At 60.3% G+C, this 19656-nt stretch carries 14 protein-coding genes; 10 read left to right on the forward strand and 4 right to left on the reverse strand.

Going from position 1 to position 19656, the window contains the following annotated elements:
* Nucleotides 1-32 precede the first annotated feature (32 nt).
* Nucleotides 33-1385, reverse strand: a complete 1353-nt coding sequence (locus Mal15_RS03745) for a hypothetical protein (protein WP_147866534.1) — start codon at nt 1383-1385, stop codon at nt 33-35.
* A gap of 225 nt (nt 1386-1610) precedes the next feature.
* Between Mal15_RS03745 and Mal15_RS03750 the strand changes: the two genes are divergently transcribed.
* The 4 genes from Mal15_RS03750 to Mal15_RS03765 all read left to right on the forward strand — a co-directional run bounded on the left by Mal15_RS03750 (nt 1611) and on the right by Mal15_RS03765 (nt 6450).
* Entirely contained in the window at nt 1611-3791 is a 2181-nt protein-coding gene (locus Mal15_RS03750) for an FdhF/YdeP family oxidoreductase (protein ID WP_147866535.1), read from the forward strand.
* A gap of 270 nt (nt 3792-4061) precedes the next feature.
* A complete protein-coding gene (locus tag Mal15_RS03755; protein WP_147866536.1) occupies nt 4062-5423 on the forward strand; it encodes a sulfatase family protein in 1362 nt (453 codons plus the stop codon).
* The gene (locus tag Mal15_RS03760) at nt 5420-6058 is read left to right on the forward strand and encodes a thioredoxin family protein (RefSeq protein ID WP_233903263.1); all 639 of its coding nucleotides are present in this window, start codon (nt 5420-5422) and stop codon (nt 6056-6058) included. The genes Mal15_RS03755 and Mal15_RS03760 overlap by 4 nt, the downstream gene beginning before the upstream one ends.
* Nucleotides 6055-6450: a hypothetical protein gene (locus Mal15_RS03765; protein ID WP_147866538.1), complete on the forward strand. Its 396-nt coding sequence runs from the start codon at nt 6055-6057 to the stop codon at nt 6448-6450. Before Mal15_RS03760 ends, Mal15_RS03765 begins: the two co-directional genes overlap by 4 nt.
* A 298-nt stretch (nt 6451-6748) precedes the next feature.
* On the opposite strand, the gene Mal15_RS03770 is transcribed toward Mal15_RS03765, so the two are convergent.
* Both Mal15_RS03770 and Mal15_RS03775 read right to left on the reverse strand, forming a co-directional pair.
* Nucleotides 6749-9532 (reverse strand): MMPL family transporter, encoded by a 2784-nt coding sequence (locus Mal15_RS03770; RefSeq protein ID WP_147866539.1) that lies wholly within the window; start codon nt 9530-9532, stop codon nt 6749-6751.
* Nucleotides 9533-9874: 342 nt separating this feature from the next.
* Nucleotides 9875-10147 (reverse strand): hypothetical protein, encoded by a 273-nt coding sequence (locus tag Mal15_RS03775; RefSeq protein WP_233903264.1) that lies wholly within the window; start codon nt 10145-10147, stop codon nt 9875-9877.
* A gap of 111 nt (nt 10148-10258) precedes the next feature.
* On the opposite strand from Mal15_RS03775, the gene Mal15_RS03780 reads away from it, so the two are divergent.
* Entirely contained in the window at nt 10259-10828 is a 570-nt protein-coding gene (locus Mal15_RS03780; RefSeq protein ID WP_147871829.1) for a DJ-1/PfpI family protein, read from the forward strand.
* A 72-nt stretch (nt 10829-10900) separates the two neighbouring features.
* Nucleotides 10901-11815 carry an alpha/beta hydrolase gene (locus tag Mal15_RS03785; RefSeq protein ID WP_147866540.1) on the forward strand — a complete coding sequence of 305 codons (915 nt, stop codon included), beginning with the start codon at nt 10901-10903 and terminating at the stop codon, nt 11813-11815.
* Between the two features lie 166 nt (nt 11816-11981).
* Here the strand turns inward: Mal15_RS03785 and Mal15_RS03790 are convergent, their stop codons facing one another.
* The gene (locus tag Mal15_RS03790) at nt 11982-13607 is read right to left on the reverse strand and encodes a vWA domain-containing protein (RefSeq protein WP_147866541.1); all 1626 of its coding nucleotides are present in this window, start codon (nt 13605-13607) and stop codon (nt 11982-11984) included.
* Nucleotides 13608-13870: 263 nt separating this feature from the next.
* Between Mal15_RS03790 and Mal15_RS03795 the strand changes: the two genes are divergently transcribed.
* From Mal15_RS03795 to Mal15_RS03810, 4 genes are all read left to right on the forward strand, one after another.
* Nucleotides 13871-15136 (forward strand): hypothetical protein, encoded by a 1266-nt coding sequence (locus tag Mal15_RS03795; RefSeq protein ID WP_233903265.1) that lies wholly within the window; start codon nt 13871-13873, stop codon nt 15134-15136.
* Nucleotides 15137-15221: 85 nt separating this feature from the next.
* Entirely contained in the window at nt 15222-16532 is a 1311-nt protein-coding gene (locus Mal15_RS03800) for a beta-ketoacyl-[acyl-carrier-protein] synthase family protein (RefSeq protein WP_147866542.1), read from the forward strand.
* A gap of 30 nt (nt 16533-16562) precedes the next feature.
* Nucleotides 16563-17996: an NAD-dependent malic enzyme gene (locus tag Mal15_RS03805; protein ID WP_147866543.1), complete on the forward strand. Its 1434-nt coding sequence runs from the start codon at nt 16563-16565 to the stop codon at nt 17994-17996.
* 379 nt (nt 17997-18375) lie between these two features.
* Nucleotides 18376-19434 (forward strand): DUF6807 family protein, encoded by a 1059-nt coding sequence (locus tag Mal15_RS03810; protein ID WP_147866544.1) that lies wholly within the window; start codon nt 18376-18378, stop codon nt 19432-19434.
* Nucleotides 19435-19656: the final 222 nt, after the last annotated feature.

Consider the following 19656-nt stretch of genomic DNA (forward strand, 5'->3'; position numbering starts at 1 on the left):
CCGCTACCGGAAAACCAAGCTGCATCGGATTATCAGTTCCCTTGGACAGCCGGGTGCAGTTCGTCTCGTTTGATCCAGCCCGTCCAGAGTTTGAGATTCACGAATTGAGAACACTCCAGCTTGACCCACGGCACCGAATCTTGTGTGACAGAATCGATGATTCTCAGCTCCGCCCGCGGTGGTGCCCGTCGCACCTGACGCATGCCGGACAGCGGATTGGAGGGAGGAAATTGGGAAACGGAAAAGGAGCGTCCTTTCTTGCCGACCACAAAGTCCGCCGTCTCGGGGAGCTTCGCCTTGACCGCGGGGGGCGTGTCGTCGCGATTGCCTGACGATTTTTTGCCTGACGATTTTTTTCTGTTCGGATTGAAAAAGAAGGCCGACTCATCGAAGGAGCCGTTGGCGGGTCGGCGAGTCGTTTCTTCCAGTGGAAATGGGATCGATTTTTCTTCCCGGATGGTTCGCAAACCTGATGACGCCACGGCTTTACCGAACAAGTTTGCGTTCTTGTGGCCGAAGCGTCGGTCGGCTTGATTGATGTGCACGACCATCGACACGTCGACCGTGTCATTGATCGCAGCGACATCAAACCCCAAGTCCAGCGCCGCCATTTCTCGTTGCTTGGCTTTCATCGATCGCCGCCAGCGATCCGCGTCGACCCGAAACGTTCTGGGAGAACGCCACTCGGCGACGGTCGACTTTTCGGAAAAGTAGTCCAGGCTATAAACGGCCGAGCTGCCGACTTCGCGATAGCTCCGCGAAATGCTGACGATCATCGACGCGCTGTCGGGCAGGTCGGTCGCCAAGGAAATCGTCAGCGTGTCGTCCAGGCGGCTGGCTTGGATCTCAAACCGGTCGCAAAGGATCAGCGACGGATCATTGACACGCGACAGGGGCGGCATAACGCCGGTGGTCCGGGGGCGGTCTTCGGGGAACAGCGGGCTGGGGTTCTGTTCTTCCAGCCGAGATTGTTCCTGGACGTAGTGAAAGAGCGCCTCGGCGGTTTGAAGATCGGCGTCGAACTGATCGCTTCCCAGGTAGCTTTCCAGGTTGCCTTGTCCCCGCAGTGCCGTTGCCAGCGCGTCGCGATCATAGCGGCCCAGGATGACGTACGCGTCTTTGGCTTGCTCGATCAATTCCGGTAGGTCATCAAACGTCAGGATCGGGTTGCGCCGGATCATTCCGTCGGCTTGGACGAGCATGCGTTGTGCCTCCAGCCCATCGCCCAGCGTTCGGGCGACGTCGGCGGGGATTGCCGTGCGGGGTGTTGAGGCGACGAGGGATGACTGGATGCTGGATTGCGGGGGCGCGGGGCGGTCGTCTTGTCCGATCGTGACGACCAGTGTGATCGCTAGAATCGCGACCGCGAGCACAACGTACTTCATGCTGAATTCTCAGGGAAAACGTTCATTTATCGGGGGCTTCTGCAAGCCTAGGTCACACCTTCCCGGCGGGGGGCGTTCGGTAATCACCTCGGGAGAGATCAAACCACACGACCTCGGCGGATGCGTGAATTCGGGACGCCGTCGGCTGGTCTTGGTCCCGCGGCCGGTCCCGCGGTGATAAGATTGAGGCTTGGCAAATGAAGACTTCGTCGAGGGACAAACGCAGTGAAAGTCGGCAGCGGTGGTGGATTTCGGGCGATTCTGTACACCTTTAAAAAAGGGCGTGAAGCGGGCGGCGTCTGGAAGCTGTTCAAAGCGATGCGGACCCGCAACAGTTGCAAGACCTGCGCCGTCGGAATGGGCGGACAAAAAGGCGGGATGGTCAACGAGCTGGGCCATTCCTTCGAGGTCTGTAAGAAGAGCATGCAGGCGATGGTCGCCGACATGCAGCCGGGCATCGATCCGAATTTTTGGAAACAGAATTCGATCGAGCAACTGCAGAAGCTCTCGCCGCGCGAGCTGGAATCACTCGGTCGGCTGATCCATCCCCTGCGTTATCGGCAAGGCCAATCGCACTACGAGGTGATCACGTGGAAGGAGGCCTTTGAAAGCATCGCGTCGAAATTGACGGCGACTCCGGCCGACGAAACGTTCTGGTACTTCAGCGGACGCAGCAGCAACGAAGCCGGGTTTTTGTTGCAACTGTTGGCACGGGTTTACGGCACCAACAACGTCAACAATTGCAGCTACTACTGCCATCAAGCCAGCGGCGTCGGTCTGCAGAGCAGCGTCGGCAGCGGCACGGCGACGATCGTGTTGGAGGATCTGGAAAAAGCGGACACGGTGTTTCTGATCGGCGGCAACCCGGCCAGCAACCACCCGCGGTTGATGACCAGTTTGATGCGGGTGCGTCGTGCCGGCGGCAAGGTGATCGTGATCAATCCCGTGCGTGAAACGGGACTGATCAACTTCCGGATCCCCAGCGATCCGATCTCGCTGTTGGCCGGCACCAAGATCGCCAGCCACTACGTCCAGCCGCACATCGGTGGTGATCTGGCGTTGTTGTGGGGACTGGCCAAAGCGACCAAGTCACTCGGTGCGTTCGACAACGACTTTCTGTCCCAGCACACCAACGGTTCGCAAGAGTGGTTGGCCGCGGTCGATGATCTGTCGTGGCAGGAAATCGAAACCAAGTCCGGCGTCGCCCGCAGCGAAATCGAATCGATCGCCCAGCTGTATGCCGCATCGAAGAAGTGTGTGTTTTCGTGGACGATGGGAATCACCCATCACGCCCACGGTGTTGACAATGTCCAGGCGATCGCCAACTTGGCGTTCGCCCGCGGCATGGTCGGTCGTCCGGGGTGTGGGTTGATGCCGATCCGAGGTCACAGCAATGTGCAGGGTATCGGATCGGTCGGTGTGACGCCGAAGCTGAAGGGTCAGATCTTCGCCGCGTTGCAAGACAAGTTCGGCGTTCAATTGCCCGAGACGCCTGGCAAAGACACATTGGCGTGCATGGAGTCGGCCGCGAGCGGTGAGATCAAGGTCGGCTTTTGCCTGGGCGGCAACCTGTACGGATCGAATCCCGATTCGACGTTCGCCGATCGCGCTCTGTCCAATCTGGAATTGAACGTGATGATGAACACGACGATGAACACCGGGCACGCGCACGGGCTGGCAAAGGAGACGATCATTTTGCCGGTGCTGGCGCGCGACGAAGAACCGGCGCCGACGACCCAGGAGTCGATGTTCAACTTTGTCCGTTTAAGTGACGGCGGGCCGGCACGGTTGCCCGGGCCGCGCAGTGAAGTCTCGGTGATCGCCGCGGTCGGCAAGGCCGTCGTGCCCGACGCGCCCGGAATCGACTGGGATGACCTGGCTCAACCGTCGACGATTCGCAAGTGGATCGGCGCCGTCGTCCCCGGTTACGGCAAGATCGCACAGATCGACGCGACCAAAGAAGAGTTTCAAATCGAAGGCCGCACCTTTCACGATCCCAAGTTCGGAACGGCCGATGGTAAGGGCGTGCTGCATTGCCACCGTCTGCCGGAACTGAAGGGAACCGAAAACAATCATCTGCGATTGATGACCGTGCGTAGCGAAGGCCAATTCAACACCGTCGTCTACGAGGAGGAGGATCTGTATCGCAACCAGGAACGTCGCGATTTGATCTTGATCCACCCGGACGACCTGAAACGATTCGGACTCCAGAACGACCAACGAGTCACCGTCAAAAGTGACACCGGTTCGATGAGCGGGATTTTGGCGCGGTCCTACGATTCGATTCGCAGCGGAAACGCGTTGATGTATTATCCGGAATCCAACGTGCTGGTCGCCCGGCACGCCGACCCGCAAAGCAAGACGCCCGCGTTCAAGGGTGTGGTCGTCGAACTGGTCGCCGAATGACGATGCCGCCGGGCCGGATGACGCAGGGATTGTCGTTTTGCGACAAGGCTGCCATCGCTGGGCGAACGAGCTACACTAGCAGTCCGCCGCCGCTCAATGTTCGGGTTTGCGTCGTAGCGGAAGCCGCCAAGGCTTTCGGCCCCAGGTGCGGCGTCGCCGCGCCCGTGCGAAACTCTTGGCGAGTTCCGCTACCGGAAAACCACGCGGCGGCGGAAGACGAGTCTGATGCACCCCTTCACCACCTTCAGTCCCACCGCCCACCTTCGCCCTATGACCCACCGTCTACGAATCGTTTTTTCGGTCGTGCTGTTCAGCGCGCTTTTCACCAACGTCGTCTCCGCCGCGCCGCCCAACATCGTCCTGCTGCTCAGTGATGACATGGCCTGGACGGATTATGGGTTCATGGGACACCCGGACATTCAAACACCGAACTTGGACAAACTGGCGTCGGAGTCCGCGGTGTTCCCCCGCGGCTATGTGCCGACCGGGTTGTGCCGACCGTCCTTGGCGACGCTGTTGACCGGACACTATGCATCGACGCACGGTGTGACCGGCAACGATCCGTCACCCAAGTACGCGGCCCGCGATTCCGAACTGTTCAACCAGCGACGGGCGCAACTGATTTCGTATCTGGATCAATTCGAAACCGTCCCCGAAGCGCTCGGCAAGCTCGGCTACCTGAGCCATCAAAGTGGCAAGTTGTGGGAGGGCAGTTATCAGAACGCCGGTTTCACCCATGGGATGACGCGAGGGTTTCCCGAAAAAGGCGGACGTCACGGCGATGACGGATTGAGCATCGGTCGCCAGGGTATCGAGCCGATCAACGAGTTCCTGGATCTGGCGGTTGACCAAAACAAGCCGTTCTATCTGTGGTACGCCCCGTTCATGCCGCACACCCCGCACACGCCGCCAAAGCGTCTGTTGGACAAATACCGCGACGGACGACCGATCACGATCGCCAAGTATTACGCGATGTGTGAATGGTTTGACGAAACCTGCGGCCAGTTGATGGAATCACTGCGGCAGCGTGGGCTCGATGACAACACCTTGATCGTCTATCTGACCGACAACGGCTGGATTCAAGATCCGGAGAAAAACGGCTACGCCCCGCGGAGCAAGCAAACGCCGTATGAGGGTGGAGTAAGAACGCCGATCTTTTACTGGATGCCGGGCAAGATCAAGGCCGGCACGCGTCCCGAATTGGTCAGCAGCATCGACATCTATCCGACCATGTTGGCTGCCGCCGGTGCGCCCGTGCCGGACGATCGGCCGGGGTTGAACCTGATGCCTCACCTGACCGGCGGCGATGCAATCCCCCGGGAGACGATTTTTGGCGAAGGGTTCGCACACGACATCGCCGACGTCGAAGATCCCGAAGCCACCTTGCTGTACCGTTGGTGCATTCAGGGCAAATGGAAATTGCTGCTGACGTATGATGGTGAGGTCAATCGATACCAGTCGACACATCCGCGGACCGAAAAAGGGCCACAGCTGTTCGATCTGATCGCCGATCCGACCGAAGAGAAAAATCTGGCGAAACAGCATCCCGAGGTTGTTGCCCGACTCGCCGAAAAGATCCATCAATGGTACCCCGTCAAACGAGCCAAAACGATCACGACGCCATCGCTATGATTCGAACACTTTCACCTTTGTTGTTTCCACTTTCGTTGTGGATGTCAGTTTGTTTCGCCGCGACGTCTGCCCACGCCGGCAAGTACAACACGGTCCTGGACATCGGGGACAGTGCCCCGGCCTGGAACGCACTGCCCGGCACCGACGGACGCAAACACTCCCTCGAATCGCTCGCGGATTCCAAGGTGGTGGTCGTCGTGTTCACGTGTAATTCGTGCCCCTACGCGGTCGATGCCGAACAACGCATCAACGGACTTGTCGATCGTTACCAGGGCAAGTCCGTCGCGGTGGTGGCGATCAATGTCAACAAGGTCGACGAGGACCGATTGCCGGCGATGAAGCAGCGGGCCGAGGAGCAGGGATTGAAGTACGCGTACCTGTGGGACGAATCACAGCAGATCGCCAAGGATTATGGGGCCAAGTACACGCCCGAGTTTTTCGTGTTGGATGACGAACGCAAGGTCGTCTACATGGGAGCGATGGATGACAGCCCCGCCGGTGATGAGGTGACGAAGACCTATGTCATCGACGCGGTGGATGCTGCTTTGTCTGGCAACCCAGTCGCGGTCACCGAGACGATTCCGATCGGTTGTCGGATTCGGATCGAGCGCCAGCGTCGCAAGTCGTCGCGGTGAATCATCAACGACGTGAGTTTCATGCCCCACGGCGTCCGCGTAATAAGTTGACGGCCGTGTTGGTCGGTGCGGCCGGCGCGATCGGATTCGCCCTGTTCACCGGGTTGTTGCTGCTGGTCAACGGCACCGCCGTTCTGGTCTTCTTTGGTGCGTTGGTTGATGCAAATCCGGCTTGGGCGGAACGCAAAGGGCTGATTCAATTCGGACTGTTCGCCCTGCCGCTGGGCATGGTCGTGATCGAATGGCTGGTGTGGGATTTTTTGTGCGGGTTGTTGCGGCGCGAGGGGCGGGGGAGCGGGGGAGCCGGAAGGCAGAATGATCCGGGGCAGAATGATGAAGAGACCGGGCAAAACGATGGGGGCAAAACGATGGGGGCAGAATGGAGGCGTTAAAATGGAAAAAGAAGTGTGGCGGGAATGGTTAGCCGGATGCGTCAGCAATCGGTCCAAACATCATTCTGCCCCGAATTGTTCTGCCTGCTCCCTACCGCAGACCGACTCCACGGGCCGCTCGCTTACCGACCTGTCGATTTAATCAGCCGTTTGGCGCGAGCCTACGGGCGCCAGAGCGTTTTCTTGGTACAGGAAGCCCGTACGCTCGCGCGAAACGGCTGATCCCACGTGTGATCGGACTAAATCAACAGGCCGTTACGCGTCCCGCTGGCATGGCTTTCGAATCGTTTTGCCAGCTCTACCGATCGATCGCTTTCGTCGGCTTGGGTTTCCAGCGTCCCATCAGGGCGACAAAGCTGGGGACCAGAATGGTGCGGACGTAGAACGTGTCGATCAGCACGCCCAGGCCGAGTGCGAAGCCGAGTTCGATGATCCCGCGAAGCCCGATCGCCGCGTCCGATTCGATGCCCAACAGGTGCAACAATCCGGGCATCCACGCCGAGGCGGTCATACTGAAGAATGTCGCCGCCATCACCATGCCGCAGGCCGTGATGATGCCGCCGGTCCGGGAGACCGCGTGGCGGAGGGCCGATAGCCAACCGCTTTTGCGTTGTTCTTCAACGATCCGCGTGACCAGATAGACGTTGTAGTCCTGGCCGACCGCGACCAGGATCACGAACAGGAACAGGGGAAGTTTCCAGTCCAGACCGACGTATTGATCCGCATAGATGCCACGGAAGAACAGCACCGTTAACCCGAGCGTCGCGTAATAGCTGAGTAGGACGGTAAAGATCAGATACAGGCACAGGCCCAGTCGTCGAATGACGGCGATCAGCACCAGCAGGACGGCCAGCACGACCGCGATTTTGATCCGCTGGTTATCGGCGATGGTGACGGTTCGCAGGTCGATGATTGAGGGCGTGGTGCCGGCCAGGTAGACGCTCGATCCGGCCCAGTCCGAATTCGGATCACGGGCGATCTCGTTGAGTGTCTGGCCGATTTGCGAAACCAGTGTTTGTGTCTTCAGTGCAAACGGATCGCCTTCGATGATCACATCCAGGCGTGCCAGTCGGTCCTGAAAACGGGTGCTGTTGGAGAAGAAGTAGTTTTGTGCAACGCGGTGTTGCTGCAACGCCCTTCGTTTCCACGCGTCACTGCTTAACAGTCCCATCTCGCGGTCGGGCGGGAAGTCGCCCAGCGGATCGTTCGGCGTTCGCACGGCGACGACGCCCGGTTGGGCGTACAGCAGATCGGACAGGCTTTTGAGTTGCTTTTTTAGTATTTCGCGGGGTTCGTCTTCCGGGCGAACCATCAAGATCGTCACCGGATTGATCTCGCCGATCTTGAAGTGATCCGAGAGCAACCGGTAGCCGCGCCGGCTGGGCGCATCGGTGTCCAATTGGCTGCTCAAGTTGTACGTCACGGAATCTTCGTGGATCCATCCGTACCATCCCGGGACGGCCAGGACGACGATGCCAAGCAGAAAAGCCGTCAACGGGCGGCGGGTCAGCACGATCGCGATCCACTCCCACAAACCGCTCGACCGACGCGCCGCCTTTGAATCGCTATCCGAGGCAACCGACAACAACGAACGCGTCGTTGTTTCGTCCGGGGTAACCACGTTGGGCCAGAACACGCGTGGACCGAGCGCACGCAGCAGTGCCGGGGCGAGTGTCAAACAAACGACCAGTCCGACCAACAGACAGATCGCGATGATGGGGCCGGTGTAATGGTACTTGCCGAATTGCGCAAACCAGAGCGTGCCGAGTCCGAAGACGGTCGTCAGCGCGCTGCCGAGCAACGCCGACGTGACGCCCCGCAACGCCCTGCGGCAGGCGACGGGCCACTCCGCCAACGCCGCTTCTTCGCGGAGCCGCGAGATCAAAAACAGGCAGTAATCCGTTCCCGCGCCGAACAGGATCACGACGATAAAGATCCGGCTGGTGGTGAACACACGGATGTCCAACCAGGGCACGACACCCTCGATCGACCACTGCGTCAACGTGGCCACCATCGACGTGGAAACGACGACGGCGACGCCGATGGAAACCATCGGGACGGCGACCAGCAACGGTGCCCGATAGACCAGCGTCAGGATCAGCAAGATCATGATCACGGTGATCGATTCGGTGTACCGGATCGCATCGCGGGAGGCGATCAGGGTTTCGCCGCCGATCGCCGCCGATCCGGTCATTTCCAATTCCAGGTGTTCGGCACGGCCCTCACGCTCGGGGATTCGAGCCAAGCTGTAGGAGCGGACCTGATCCAGGATCTCGCCGACCGATTCGACGGTGTTGATGTTTTCCGTCGCGGCCAACTCGCTGCTCAGTTGCATCACCGCCAGCCGCGCCGACGGTTTGGTCAACAGCGATCCCAGCACGGCGTCGTCCCAGGACAACAGGTCCAGCAAGGAGGCCCAGGCGGTCAGATCCCGCTGGGCGATCGGGATCGCAAGCGTCTCGATGTCGGGGACCAGGATCCGTGCGTCGCGATCATCGTTGCTGGCTTGCTGATCGTCGCCACCGATTTGCCGAAGCAGATTCGCCCGATCAAAGTACGCGATCGCCATCCGCGGTTGGGTCAACGTGGGGGGCAAGTCGGGGACCGAATCGGCGAACCGCTCGTAGAACCGCTGGTCCACGGCGATGCAGTGGTCGAGCGATTCCAGGGCACGCGTGAGCCAGCGCTGGGCCGGTTCGGGGGCCTGCTCGATCGCACCGCCGGTGTAGCCCAACGTGATCGCGCGTTGCCAACACACCTCTCCGAAACGGTGATGCAAGCGACGCAGCAGGTCGTCGCCGACCATCAGATCGTTCTTGTCCAGCGGTGTTGCTTTGCGACCGAGCACGATCACGATTTGGCTCCGCGCCCGGTCGCCGGGAAAGGCTTCATCGAGAATTCGAGCCGACGCGACCGTGGTCATTCGCTCGGGCAAGTACTCGAAATCACCGTCATAGGCGATGTCTTTCCAGTGCGGGGCGGTCGCAAACAGGACGACCGTTGCGGTGATCCACAGGGCCAGCATCAACCGCCACCGTTCCGTGACGAATCTCGCGAGTCGTTCTGTGAAATCAGCGAGCATCGTGGGCGATCGACGGAGGGCGGTCGGTGGCGGACCTCACTGGCCCGATGTCAGAAACCTGGAATTATAAGCACCCTGACAGAAGCTCCGACAAGCGTACACCAATGGAGGCGTCTTGTGATGCGGGGGACCCCCGTTGGAGATCCGGCCTGATGATTTGCTAGCCCGCAGCGATAGCAAGGGCCGAGGCGGCGGCTCCCCTCACTAGTGCCTCGCGCCTCGTCCTGTCCTGTTCGTTCATCGAAAACGATTCAATCAACAGGCCGGATTTTCGCCAGAAAGGGGGGCGATCGTTGGGCGACCCGATGGCACCAAGCAAAGACGAAACGCTCCCGCCGTCGCTCACCTTCGGTCGCCGCGGCGGACCGTCGTTCCCAGAAAGATCTGCTGAATCGGTCGCGTCGCGATGCCGCGGCTGGATTGATCGAGCATCCGGACCGTGTTCCCATAGACGTGCAGCAACCGGCCCGGGCGTTGCTCGATCGGCATCGCTTTGATCTGCTGTCGGTAGTCACCGGTCGGCAGAATGATCGGGCTCCAGCCCGTCGGTGAGGCCGCCTGAGAAAACGCGGCCGAAGCGATCATCAGAATGGTTGCTAATATTGCGTATCGCATAATCAAATCCCCCGGTTTAAATTTCATTGCCACTCTAGGTCACGTTTCCGATCCCGATGTTGGTCAGACGTGAAAAAAACGCAACCCACCCACCGCAAGGCAGATTTCCAAATGGGCAAAAAGATTTTGATGATCGTCGGCGACTATGTGGAAGATTACGAGGCGATGGTCCCGCTGCAGATCCTGCAAACGATGGGGCACCAAGTTGACACGGTGTGTCCCGACAAAAAGCCGGGCGACACGGTGGCCACCGCGATCCACGATTTCGACGGCGACCAGACGTACAGTGAGAAACCGGGGCACCGGTTCGCGATCACCGCGGATTTCTCCGCGGTCGATGTCGCCCAGTACGATGCCCTGGTCGTGCCGGGCGGTCGGGCGCCGGAATACTTGCGTCTGAACGACCGCGTGCTGGAGATTGTCAAGCAATTTGACGTCGAAAAGAAACCCATCGCCGCGATCTGCCACGGCCCCCAAATCCTCGCCGCCGCCGGGGTCCTGGTCGGAAAAGATTGCAGTTGCTACCCCGCGGTGCAGTTTGAGGTCACCGCCGGCGGAGGGAAATATGTCGAACCCGCCGAGACGATGGATTCGGCCCACACGCACGGACACCTGGTCAGCGCACCGGCTTGGCCGGCCCACCCGGCCTGGATGCGCGCCTTTTTGGACCTTCTAAATTAGGCATCCAGGGCGGTTTCAGCGCATAATAGGGGCAGAACCTGCCAACCGTGATTGTCTGCCCAGGAGTTTAGAATGTGCCGTTTGTCCGTACGCGTTGCCACCATTGCGTTCACGCTTGCTCTGGTGATGCCGTCGACTCTGTCCGCACAAGGAGCGAAAAAGAAGGTTGCCCCGCCGCCCCAACCGGGGCCGGTCAAACTGCCGACCAAGGACGGTTTGGAACTGGCCGGGTATTACTTCGGGTCCAACAAGGGCAAGGAAGCGATCCCGGTGATGATCGTCCATGAGTGGAAAGGGCAAAAGGCACCTTACGGCAAGCTGTGCACCGCGCTTCGCGATGCCGGGTGCGCCGTGCTGGCCCTGGACTATCGCGGGCACGGCGGTTCGCGCGAATACACCGACCCCAGCGGGACGACCCAGGAATTCGATCTGGAACGGATGCGCAAGCAGCACGTCCTGGCGATCGTCAAGTACGACCTGGACGCGGCCAAAGCCTTCCTGGAAAAGGAAAACAACGAAGGAAAGTTGAACCTGAACGCGTTGGTGGTTATCGGCGTCCGCGAAGGTTGTGTGTTGGCGGCCGGTTGGACCCAACGCGACTGGAGCTTCGTACCGGTGGGGACACGCAAACAAGGCCAAGATGTCAAAGCACTGGTCCTGGTTTCCCCGAAACGGCTTCTAAAGGGCGTCCCGATCGAGTCGTCACTGGGAGTCCCCACGGTCGCGGCCTTGCCCACCATGATGGTGGTCGGCGAAGGATCCGAGGAGCAGAGTGATACGAGCCGCATCTACAAACGCCTTGAGGCCGCCAAGAAACGAATCAGCGGCGGCAAGGATCCCGAGGGGTTGGAATTGATGGAGGTCAAGCAACCACTGGGCGGGCCATTTCTGGTCAACGAGTCGGCCAAGGTGATCCCCGAGATCGTCAAATTCGTGACCTCGCAGGTGCCGATCAGCGACACCGATAACCCCTGGATCGAACGCTAAGAGGGTGCGTTCCACCTCCGTTTAATCTTCCGGTTGCCGATGCGTTGGGAGAGTCGCCGTGTTCTCCGAACTCGGCCTCGGCGAAAAAGCGGAGCTTTGCTCCGCGCCGACCTCGGAGAGGACGGCGACTGTCCAACCTAGCCGAAAACGAATCTTCGGAAGACGACTAGTTTTTTCTCGGTTTGGGAACGTGACGGTACTGGCCGCCGTTTTGCGCGGCGATCCGCCGCATCCGGCTCTCTCCGTCGCGGCTGTGGTAACCGATCGTGTGCACGATGCTGATCGGGTCGTCGTCCCCGAACAGGTTGTCGACGCGATTGATGTCCTGCAACAGGTCTTCGATCCGCTGTGGAAATTCGCCGTCGGACAACAGGAAGATGACGTCGGGGTTCAACTCCAGTGCAAACGGCAAGGCGTCATAGGGCGCGCGCCCGCGATCCATCCGGATCGTCTTCGCCCAGCGCTGTAGTCGGTGTTTGTTTTCCGGCGTGGCATAGACGCTGCGCGGTTCGTCTTGATCGAGAGATGACAATCGCATGTAGTCCGGCTGGGCGTCAAAGAAGATGACATAAAACCGCTGCTCGGGCTTCAGCAAGTTGATCGAGCGCAACAACTCCGCTCGTGCCGATTCAAATGCGTTTCCCATGCTGCCGCTGCTGTCGACCAGATAAACGAAATGGTTCCCGCCGCCGTCGACGCCACAGAAATCCATCGTTGCGTCGGAGTCGGATTTCAGAGACATCGCCGCGGCGCTGGACGGATCACCGCTGAGCATCGAATCGATCATCGGGCTCGGGGGCGTCGGCGGCGCTTCGCGGAGGATCTCGCTGATCGGGATCTCCCCAAGGTCACTGATTTCGGACGGTACTTCGCTGGGGGTCGGCTCGCTGGAGGGCGGCTGGAGCGTCGGGGTTTCAATGGTCAGTGATTCGATCGCCAATTCGTCCGTTTCGGCGACCGACCCGGCGATCGCGATCTGATCCCTCGGCGGCGGCGAAGCCAACGTCAGCAGCGCCAGACCCAGCAGCAGGAAACCGTGAAACAGTGCGCTCAACAACCAAGCGGCGGGTCTGCGTCGCTGCGGTGTCGGGTCTGGTGATTCCGTGGCAAGGTCTGCCGCCAAATGGAGGGCCAGTTCCACTCGGTCGGGCGCCACGGCATCGGTTCGATGATTTCGGTCTTTGGTGTCTTGGTGGTGTTCCGGCTTAGGCGGCTTCTGTTTCGACGGCCGATCCAAAACCTCTCGCACCTGATTCCACCCGCCAAACAGCGTGGTGGTTCTCGGGTTTGATCGAGGGCTTGTTCGATCGATCTTGGTCGCCGTCTCGCTGGCGTCAGACAGATCGCTGGTGTCAGATTCCGGTCGAGTGTGTGGTGGGACCTCGGTCGCAGCGATGCGTCCGATTACCTCGGCGGCTTTCGGACGTCGTGCCCGCGGCGAATCGAGCTGATAGCGAGGCGGATCGGCGGCCTCGATCCGATTGGCACGCTGCGCGATTTGATGCAGAGAGTCGGCTGGGTGGCCTTTCGGATGGATGATGCCGCCGAGCCGCTGAATCTGTAACTCCAATTCCGCGGCTTGTGTGTCCAGTCTTGCCGCGTCGGCGTCCAATCGCGCGGCGCTGGCAGCCAGCCGTGCCGCTTCGGCTCGACTGCGAATCCGGTCGAGTTCCAGTTGCAGCTCGCGCAATCGATTCGGATCGGACGGCCGTTTGCCACCTTGGGGGGCCGGCCTTCGCGGGACCGGATCGGTCAGAAGACCGGATCGGGAATCGTTCGGTGACTCGGACATGTCAGCGACTCGGTTGCCCCCTGTGGCTCGGTTGCTCCCTGTGGCTCGGTTGCTCCCTGTGGCTCGGTTGCTCCGTGTGAACGGCACTTGCAACGTGAATCGCCTTTATCGCCCCCTGGCGGACGTGGTGCAAGGTCCACACCGGCGGGGGTGCTCAATTTTTGAACTCACCTTGCCCCGAAGCTCGCGCGGCAGCTATAGCCAAAGTTCCAACAAGCGAACGGAAGGATGTCGTTCGCCACGTCTTACAGGAATGGTGTGCCATGCGTTTTTGCCCGAACCGATCCATTGCAAGCCTCGCGACAACGATCGCACCGCTACTGCTCACGTTTACCGTTCTGGGCGGCCCAGTGCTGGCGCAGGGATTGGGGTTGCCCGATTCGGGCGTTGCACCTTCGGCGGCGGCAGCTTCTGCAGCGAGCCGGCCGCAAAACGCGGGCACGCCACCGAGTCTGCAAAACCAACCCGCTGCGGCACCCAGCCGACCGACGCCGCTTCCCGGCGGTGGACAGGCCGGCGGAGGCGGAAATCTGCCGCAAACGGCCGGCCAGGAGCATCGTGTTTATGATTTGCGACCCTACACCGGCTACCTGACCAACCATGATCGCCCCGAGCAGGCGATCGTCGACTGGGTGCTGCGTGAAACGGGCACCGACGTCTGGTTCACCTCTCCGTTCGGGTTTTTGAACGCCGACCGCGATCAGTTGTCGGTTTATCACACACGAGAAATGCACGAAGTGGTTTCTGGGATCGTGGACCGATTTGTCGCCGGCGAAAAGGATCCTCAGGTGTTGTCACTGAAAGTGATGACGGTTGGCAATCCGAATTGGCGGTCGCGGGCGCACCTGTTGATGCAGCACGTCAACGTCGACTCGCCGGGCGTCCAAGCGTGGCTATTGAGCAAAGAAAACGCGGCGTTGGTGTTGAATCTGCTTCGTCAGCGGACCGACACCCGCCAGGTCCAGGCGTTGGATCTGATCACATACAACGGCCAGACCGAGAAATTGGCCAGCACCCGCGGTCGAAATTACGTCCAAAACGTCAAACCCGCCGCGACGGGGTGGCCGCCTTACGAGCCCGAAACGGGGGAAATCCAAGAGGGCTATCGATTGGAAATCAGCCCATTGTTGAGCGTCGATGGGTCGGCGATCGATTGCGTGATCAAGGCATCGATCGACCAAGTTGACCAGCTCAAGCCGGTCGAGCTGGATCTGCCCCTGCCCAACGCCCAGGTCCACCGCACCAAAATCGACGTGCCTCAGGTCGTCAGCTGGCGGCTGCACGAGCGTTTCCGTTGGCCGTCCGACATGGTGCTGTTGCTGTCATGCGGCGTGATCGCCAGCCCGGAACGCCCGCAGGCGGCGCTGCCGCTGTTGAACCTGGAAATGCTGACCGGAACGACCGCCGGCCGCGCCGATGCGTTGATGTTCATCGAGTTTCGCGGTCGGGCCTCGGAAAATTTGACCACCACGCCGCTGGTCCCCCAGATCTCCGCCGGTTACGGGGCACCCAATCGCGGTCGATACTGAGATACACCCCCTCTTTGCCAATTCCCCCAGAGCCTAGAATACGCCTCACCCGTATTCTTTCTGTTCCGCGTCGCTCGGCTGATTCATGGATAATGCCCCGTACCGACGAGTGGTCATCACCGGTGTCGGTGTTGTCACTCCACTGGGAAACGACCCCGATGGTTTACTTTCCGGCTTGCGTTCCGGTCGCAGCGGCATTGGGCCGTTGACGCAGGTTCCCCATGGCGTGCTTTCGGTCGACTACGGCGCCGAGGCGTCGGAGTTCACCGGCGACATCGCGGACTATGGTCCGATGGACAAAAAGCTGCAGCGGACGATTCGCAAGGGCAGCAAGGTGATGTGCCGCGAAATCGAAATGGGCGTCGCCGTCGCGCAACGGGCGCTCAACGACGCGGGGCTGGACGCCGACCAGCGGGATCGCGATCGAACCGGAGTGCTGTACGGATGTGACTACATCATGTCCCAGCCGATCGAGTTCGCCTCGGGGATCGCAAAATGCATGGACTCCGACGGCCGATTCGATTTCAGCCGCTGGGGTGAACAGGGCAAACCCGAAGTCAACCCGCTGTGGTTGTTGAAGTACCTGCCGAACATGCCGGCCAGCCACGTGGCGATCTACAACGATCTGCGCGGCCCGAACAATTCGATCACGGTGCGGGAGGCATCGGCCAACTTGGCGATCGCCGAGGCCTATTCGACGCTCGCTCGGGGACAGGCCGACGTCTTGTTGGTCGGATCGACCGGATCGCGGATTCATCCGCTGCGTTCATTGCACGCCGACATGCAGGAGACATTGGCAAAGAATCAATCGGACCCGTCGACGATGAGCCGACCGTTCACGGCCACACGCGACGGCAGCGTGCTCGGGGAAGGTGCCGGCGCGATGGTTTGTGAGACGCTCGAACACGCGCAGGCCCGCGGGGCAACGATCTTGGGAGAAATCGTCGGTTACGGCAGCAGCGCCGTCGGACCGGTGTTTGGCCAGCGGTTTCTCCAACAAGCGATCGCCAACGTCCTGCGTTCGGCCTTGGGCGACGAAGACAAATCCGACATCGGTCACATCCATGCCCACGGATTGGGAACGGTTGAGTGTGATGCGCAGGAATCCGCGGCGATCCAGGATATTTTTGGAGCGCCCGATCAACAGCCACCGGTGACGACGGCCAAAGGACACCTCGGCAACTTGGGGGCCGGTGGCGGCATGGTCGAAACGATCGCCAGTTTGAAATCGCTCGGCGAAAACCTGTTCCCGATTCGCAATTGCGACACGCCCGCGGACGATTGTGCGATCAACGCCTGTGTGAATGATTCGACCGCCGCAGGCAAACAGTTCATCAATGTCAACGTGACGCCGCAGGGGCAAGCGAGCGCCATCCGCATCCGCGCGTTCGAATGATTCGAACCGATCCAATCACCCGCTTCTGCCATGTCTCACCACAGCCCATCGTACGCCATCACCGCTCGTCTCCGCTATCGGGACCAGCCGGGGCTGCTCGGGAAAATCACCACCGCGATCGGTGACGCCAACGGGTTCATCGGCGCGGTCGACATCGTCGGCGTTTCCGACGGTTTGATCTCGCGCGACATCACGGTCAACGCCACCAACGTCGAACACGGCCAGGAAATCGTCCAGGCGATCCGCCAGATCAGCGGGATCGAAGTCGTCCACGTGTCCGACCGCGTGTTCCTGATGCACTTGGGCGGCAAGATCGAAGTCAATTCGAAGATGCCGATCAAGACCCGTGACGATCTTTCGATGGCCTACACGCCGGGCGTTGCGCGGGTGTGCATGGCGATCCATGAAGACCGCGAATCGTCGTTCGCATTGACGATTCGCAAAAACACCGTCGCCGTCGTCAGCGACGGAAGTGCGGTGTTGGGGCTGGGGAACATCGGCCCGCGTGCCGCCATGCCGGTGATGGAAGGCAAGGCGATGTTGTTCAAAGAGTTCGGCGAAGTCGATGCGTTTCCGATCTGTTTGGACACGCAGGACACCGAGCAAATCATCGCCACCGTCAAACAGCTCGCCCCCACCTTCGGCGGCATCAACCTGGAAGACATCTCCGCACCGCGATGCATCGAGATCGAAGAGCGGCTCGAACGCGAGCTCGAGATCCCCGTCTTTCATGATGATCAACACGGGACCGCGATCGTGGTCCTGGCGGGACTGAAGAACTCGATGCGTTACCTGCAAAAAGAACTCGCCGCAGCACGGGTCGTGATCAACGGTGCCGGCGCCGCAGGGACCGCGATCGCAAAGCTGTTGATTCAAGCCGGCGTCCAGGACATCGTGGTCTGCGACAGCAAGGGTGCGATCCACAACGGCCGCACAGACATCGGCAACAATTCGATCAAGGTCTGGTTGTCCGAAAACACCAACCGGGGCGGACAATCCGGTACCCTCTCGGACGTGATCCGTGGCAAAGATGTCTTTATCGGCGTCAGCATTGCCAACGTGCTCAGCGAAGACGATGTCGCTTCGATGGGCGAAGACGCCGTGGTGTTCGCCCTGGCCAACCCGGACCCGGAAATCGATCCCCTGGTCGCCGAGAAACACGTGCGAATCGTCGCGACAGGCCGCAGCGACCATTCCAACCAGATCAACAACGTGCTGTGCTTCCCCGGGTTGTTTCGTGGCGTCCTGGACGTCCGTGCCCGCGGAATCAACGATGCCATGAAACTTGCCGCCGCCGATGCGATCGCCGACGTGATTGCACCGGAAAACCTGACCAATCACTACGTGATTCCCAGCGTCTTTGACCGCCGCGTCTGCGGCGTCGTCGCCAAGGCGGTCGCGCAATCGGCCCTCGATACCGGACTCGCGCGGCGACAGGCCAAACAGGCCTATCCGGTGACGTAGGGTGGGAAACGCTTCCCCGACTCGTTCCGAGGCTCCGCCTTGGTTGCGCAATCTCGTTCGATTCGTTCGTAGGGTTTTGGCGTCTTCGATTCGGCACAACCCTCTTGTGAATCAGCCGTTTGGCGCCAGCCTACGGGCCTCCGTCGACGCTGAGGTGCCCGAACGCTGAGGTGCCCGAACGCTTGCGCGAATCGGCTGATCTCACTCGTGTTTCGTCGCCCGAGGGTTACTGTGAGTCGACCATCCATCGGGTTATGCACGCGGGGCGTGCAGAGGCGACCGCCCGGAAGGGCCGTCGTACGCCTTGAAACGCTTGCGGCATTGGGGTTTGTTACAATCGGGCGGTTCAAATCCCGTCCGACGAATCAGCAGCCCTGGCATGTCACACTCTGCGTTTTGGCGTCTCATTCCCCTCGCCGCGGTTTTCACTTTGACGTTGATCGCAACGCCAACGGCATGGTCACAAACCGATCTCGACCAGACCGACACAGCACCGCGATTTCGTTGCGTCCAGTCGGACGATCACCTGACCGTCTACTGCGGTCAGGCAGAAGTCTTGCGCTACAACATCCTCGCGCCCAAGGCCCCCGAAGGGATCAACCCGAAGTATCAACGCAGCGGCTACATCCACCCGATCTATTCTCCCGCCGGTCGTCTGGTGAGCGGAGACTTTGCGGCTGATCATCCGCACCAGCATGGATTGTTCGCGGCCTGGACCGACACCAGCTTTCAGGGCAAGAAGGTCGATTTCTGGAACCAGCTCAAGGGCATCGGGATCGTGCTTCACGATCGCGTGATCGCCGTCGATCCGCCGGGCCAGCGTTCCGGGTTTTCGGTCGCGGTCAAGCACTACGCGATCGACGATCAAGGAACTCGGGAGGCGATCCTGGATGACGTTTGGACGATCAGTGTGACCGCGATGCCTGGCGACGCCGAATCCGCCGGTGATCCCGGTGTGTCCCGCTACCTGATCGGGTTTTCGAGCGAACAAACCAACCTGACCGAGCACCCGTTGACGATCAACGAGTATCACTACGGTGGAGTCGGCTTTCGTGGGAACAATGATTGGTACAGCGATGAATCGGCGAAAGCGCTGTCCGCCTACCTAAAACAACCCGAATCCGAGGCGCCACCGCTTGAACAGACACGCCATCGTTTCCTGACCAGCGAGGGGCATGATCGCCGACTCGGCAATCATAGCCGCCCCGAGTGGATGTCGCTGTACGGGATCGTGGACCAGAGGCAGGGGCAGCCGCAAACGGCTGGGGTCAAGGTCAGCGGTTCACCGTTGAACGAACAGCATCCCGTTCCGGTGCGATTGCATCCCAGCAAACCCTACTTCAGTCTGTCGCCGTGCGTTGTCGGATCCTTTGACATCGATCCCGGACAAACGTATCGGATGAAGTACGATATTGAAGTGTTCGACGGGGCTCCGTAGCGACTTGATCGTAGCGGAAGTCGCCAAGACTTTCGCAAGCGGTGGGCCCTCTCTGGCGTTTGCTTGCTGCGCAAACGCCGTCTCTCTCAGAGCGAGAGAATCTAAATTGGTTGCCAAGTGCTGCAGCAATCGTATCAACGCCCCTCGCAGCGAAGGGAATCGCCTGAAAGTTAGACACCAACGCTTGCTGAATCCCTACTTCACGGATGCTCGCGCGATCTC

This window comes from Stieleria maiorica (assembly GCF_008035925.1).
Taxonomy (GTDB): domain Bacteria; phylum Planctomycetota; class Planctomycetia; order Pirellulales; family Pirellulaceae; genus Stieleria; species Stieleria maiorica.

Coding starts and splice junctions, on each gene's coding strand:
- Mal15_RS03805 (WP_147866543.1), top strand. CDS start 16,563: ATGTCTCACCACAGCCCATCGTACGCCATCACCGCTCGTCTCCGCTAT.
- Mal15_RS03780 (WP_147871829.1), top strand. CDS start 10,259: ATGGGCAAAAAGATTTTGATGATCGTCGGCGACTATGTGGAAGATTAC.
- Mal15_RS03785 (WP_147866540.1), top strand. CDS start 10,901: ATGTGCCGTTTGTCCGTACGCGTTGCCACCATTGCGTTCACGCTTGCT.
- Mal15_RS03790 (WP_147866541.1), bottom strand. CDS start 13,607: ATGTCCGAGTCACCGAACGATTCCCGATCCGGTCTTCTGACCGATCCG.
- Mal15_RS03775 (WP_233903264.1), bottom strand. CDS start 10,147: ATGCGATACGCAATATTAGCAACCATTCTGATGATCGCTTCGGCCGCG.
- Mal15_RS03755 (WP_147866536.1), top strand. CDS start 4,062: ATGACCCACCGTCTACGAATCGTTTTTTCGGTCGTGCTGTTCAGCGCG.
- Mal15_RS03770 (WP_147866539.1), bottom strand. CDS start 9,532: ATGCTCGCTGATTTCACAGAACGACTCGCGAGATTCGTCACGGAACGG.
- Mal15_RS03760 (WP_233903263.1), top strand. CDS start 5,420: ATGATTCGAACACTTTCACCTTTGTTGTTTCCACTTTCGTTGTGGATG.
- Mal15_RS03800 (WP_147866542.1), top strand. CDS start 15,222: ATGGATAATGCCCCGTACCGACGAGTGGTCATCACCGGTGTCGGTGTT.
- Mal15_RS03795 (WP_233903265.1), top strand. CDS start 13,871: ATGCGTTTTTGCCCGAACCGATCCATTGCAAGCCTCGCGACAACGATC.
- Mal15_RS03745 (WP_147866534.1), bottom strand. CDS start 1,385: ATGAAGTACGTTGTGCTCGCGGTCGCGATTCTAGCGATCACACTGGTC.
- Mal15_RS03810 (WP_147866544.1), top strand. CDS start 18,376: ATGTCACACTCTGCGTTTTGGCGTCTCATTCCCCTCGCCGCGGTTTTC.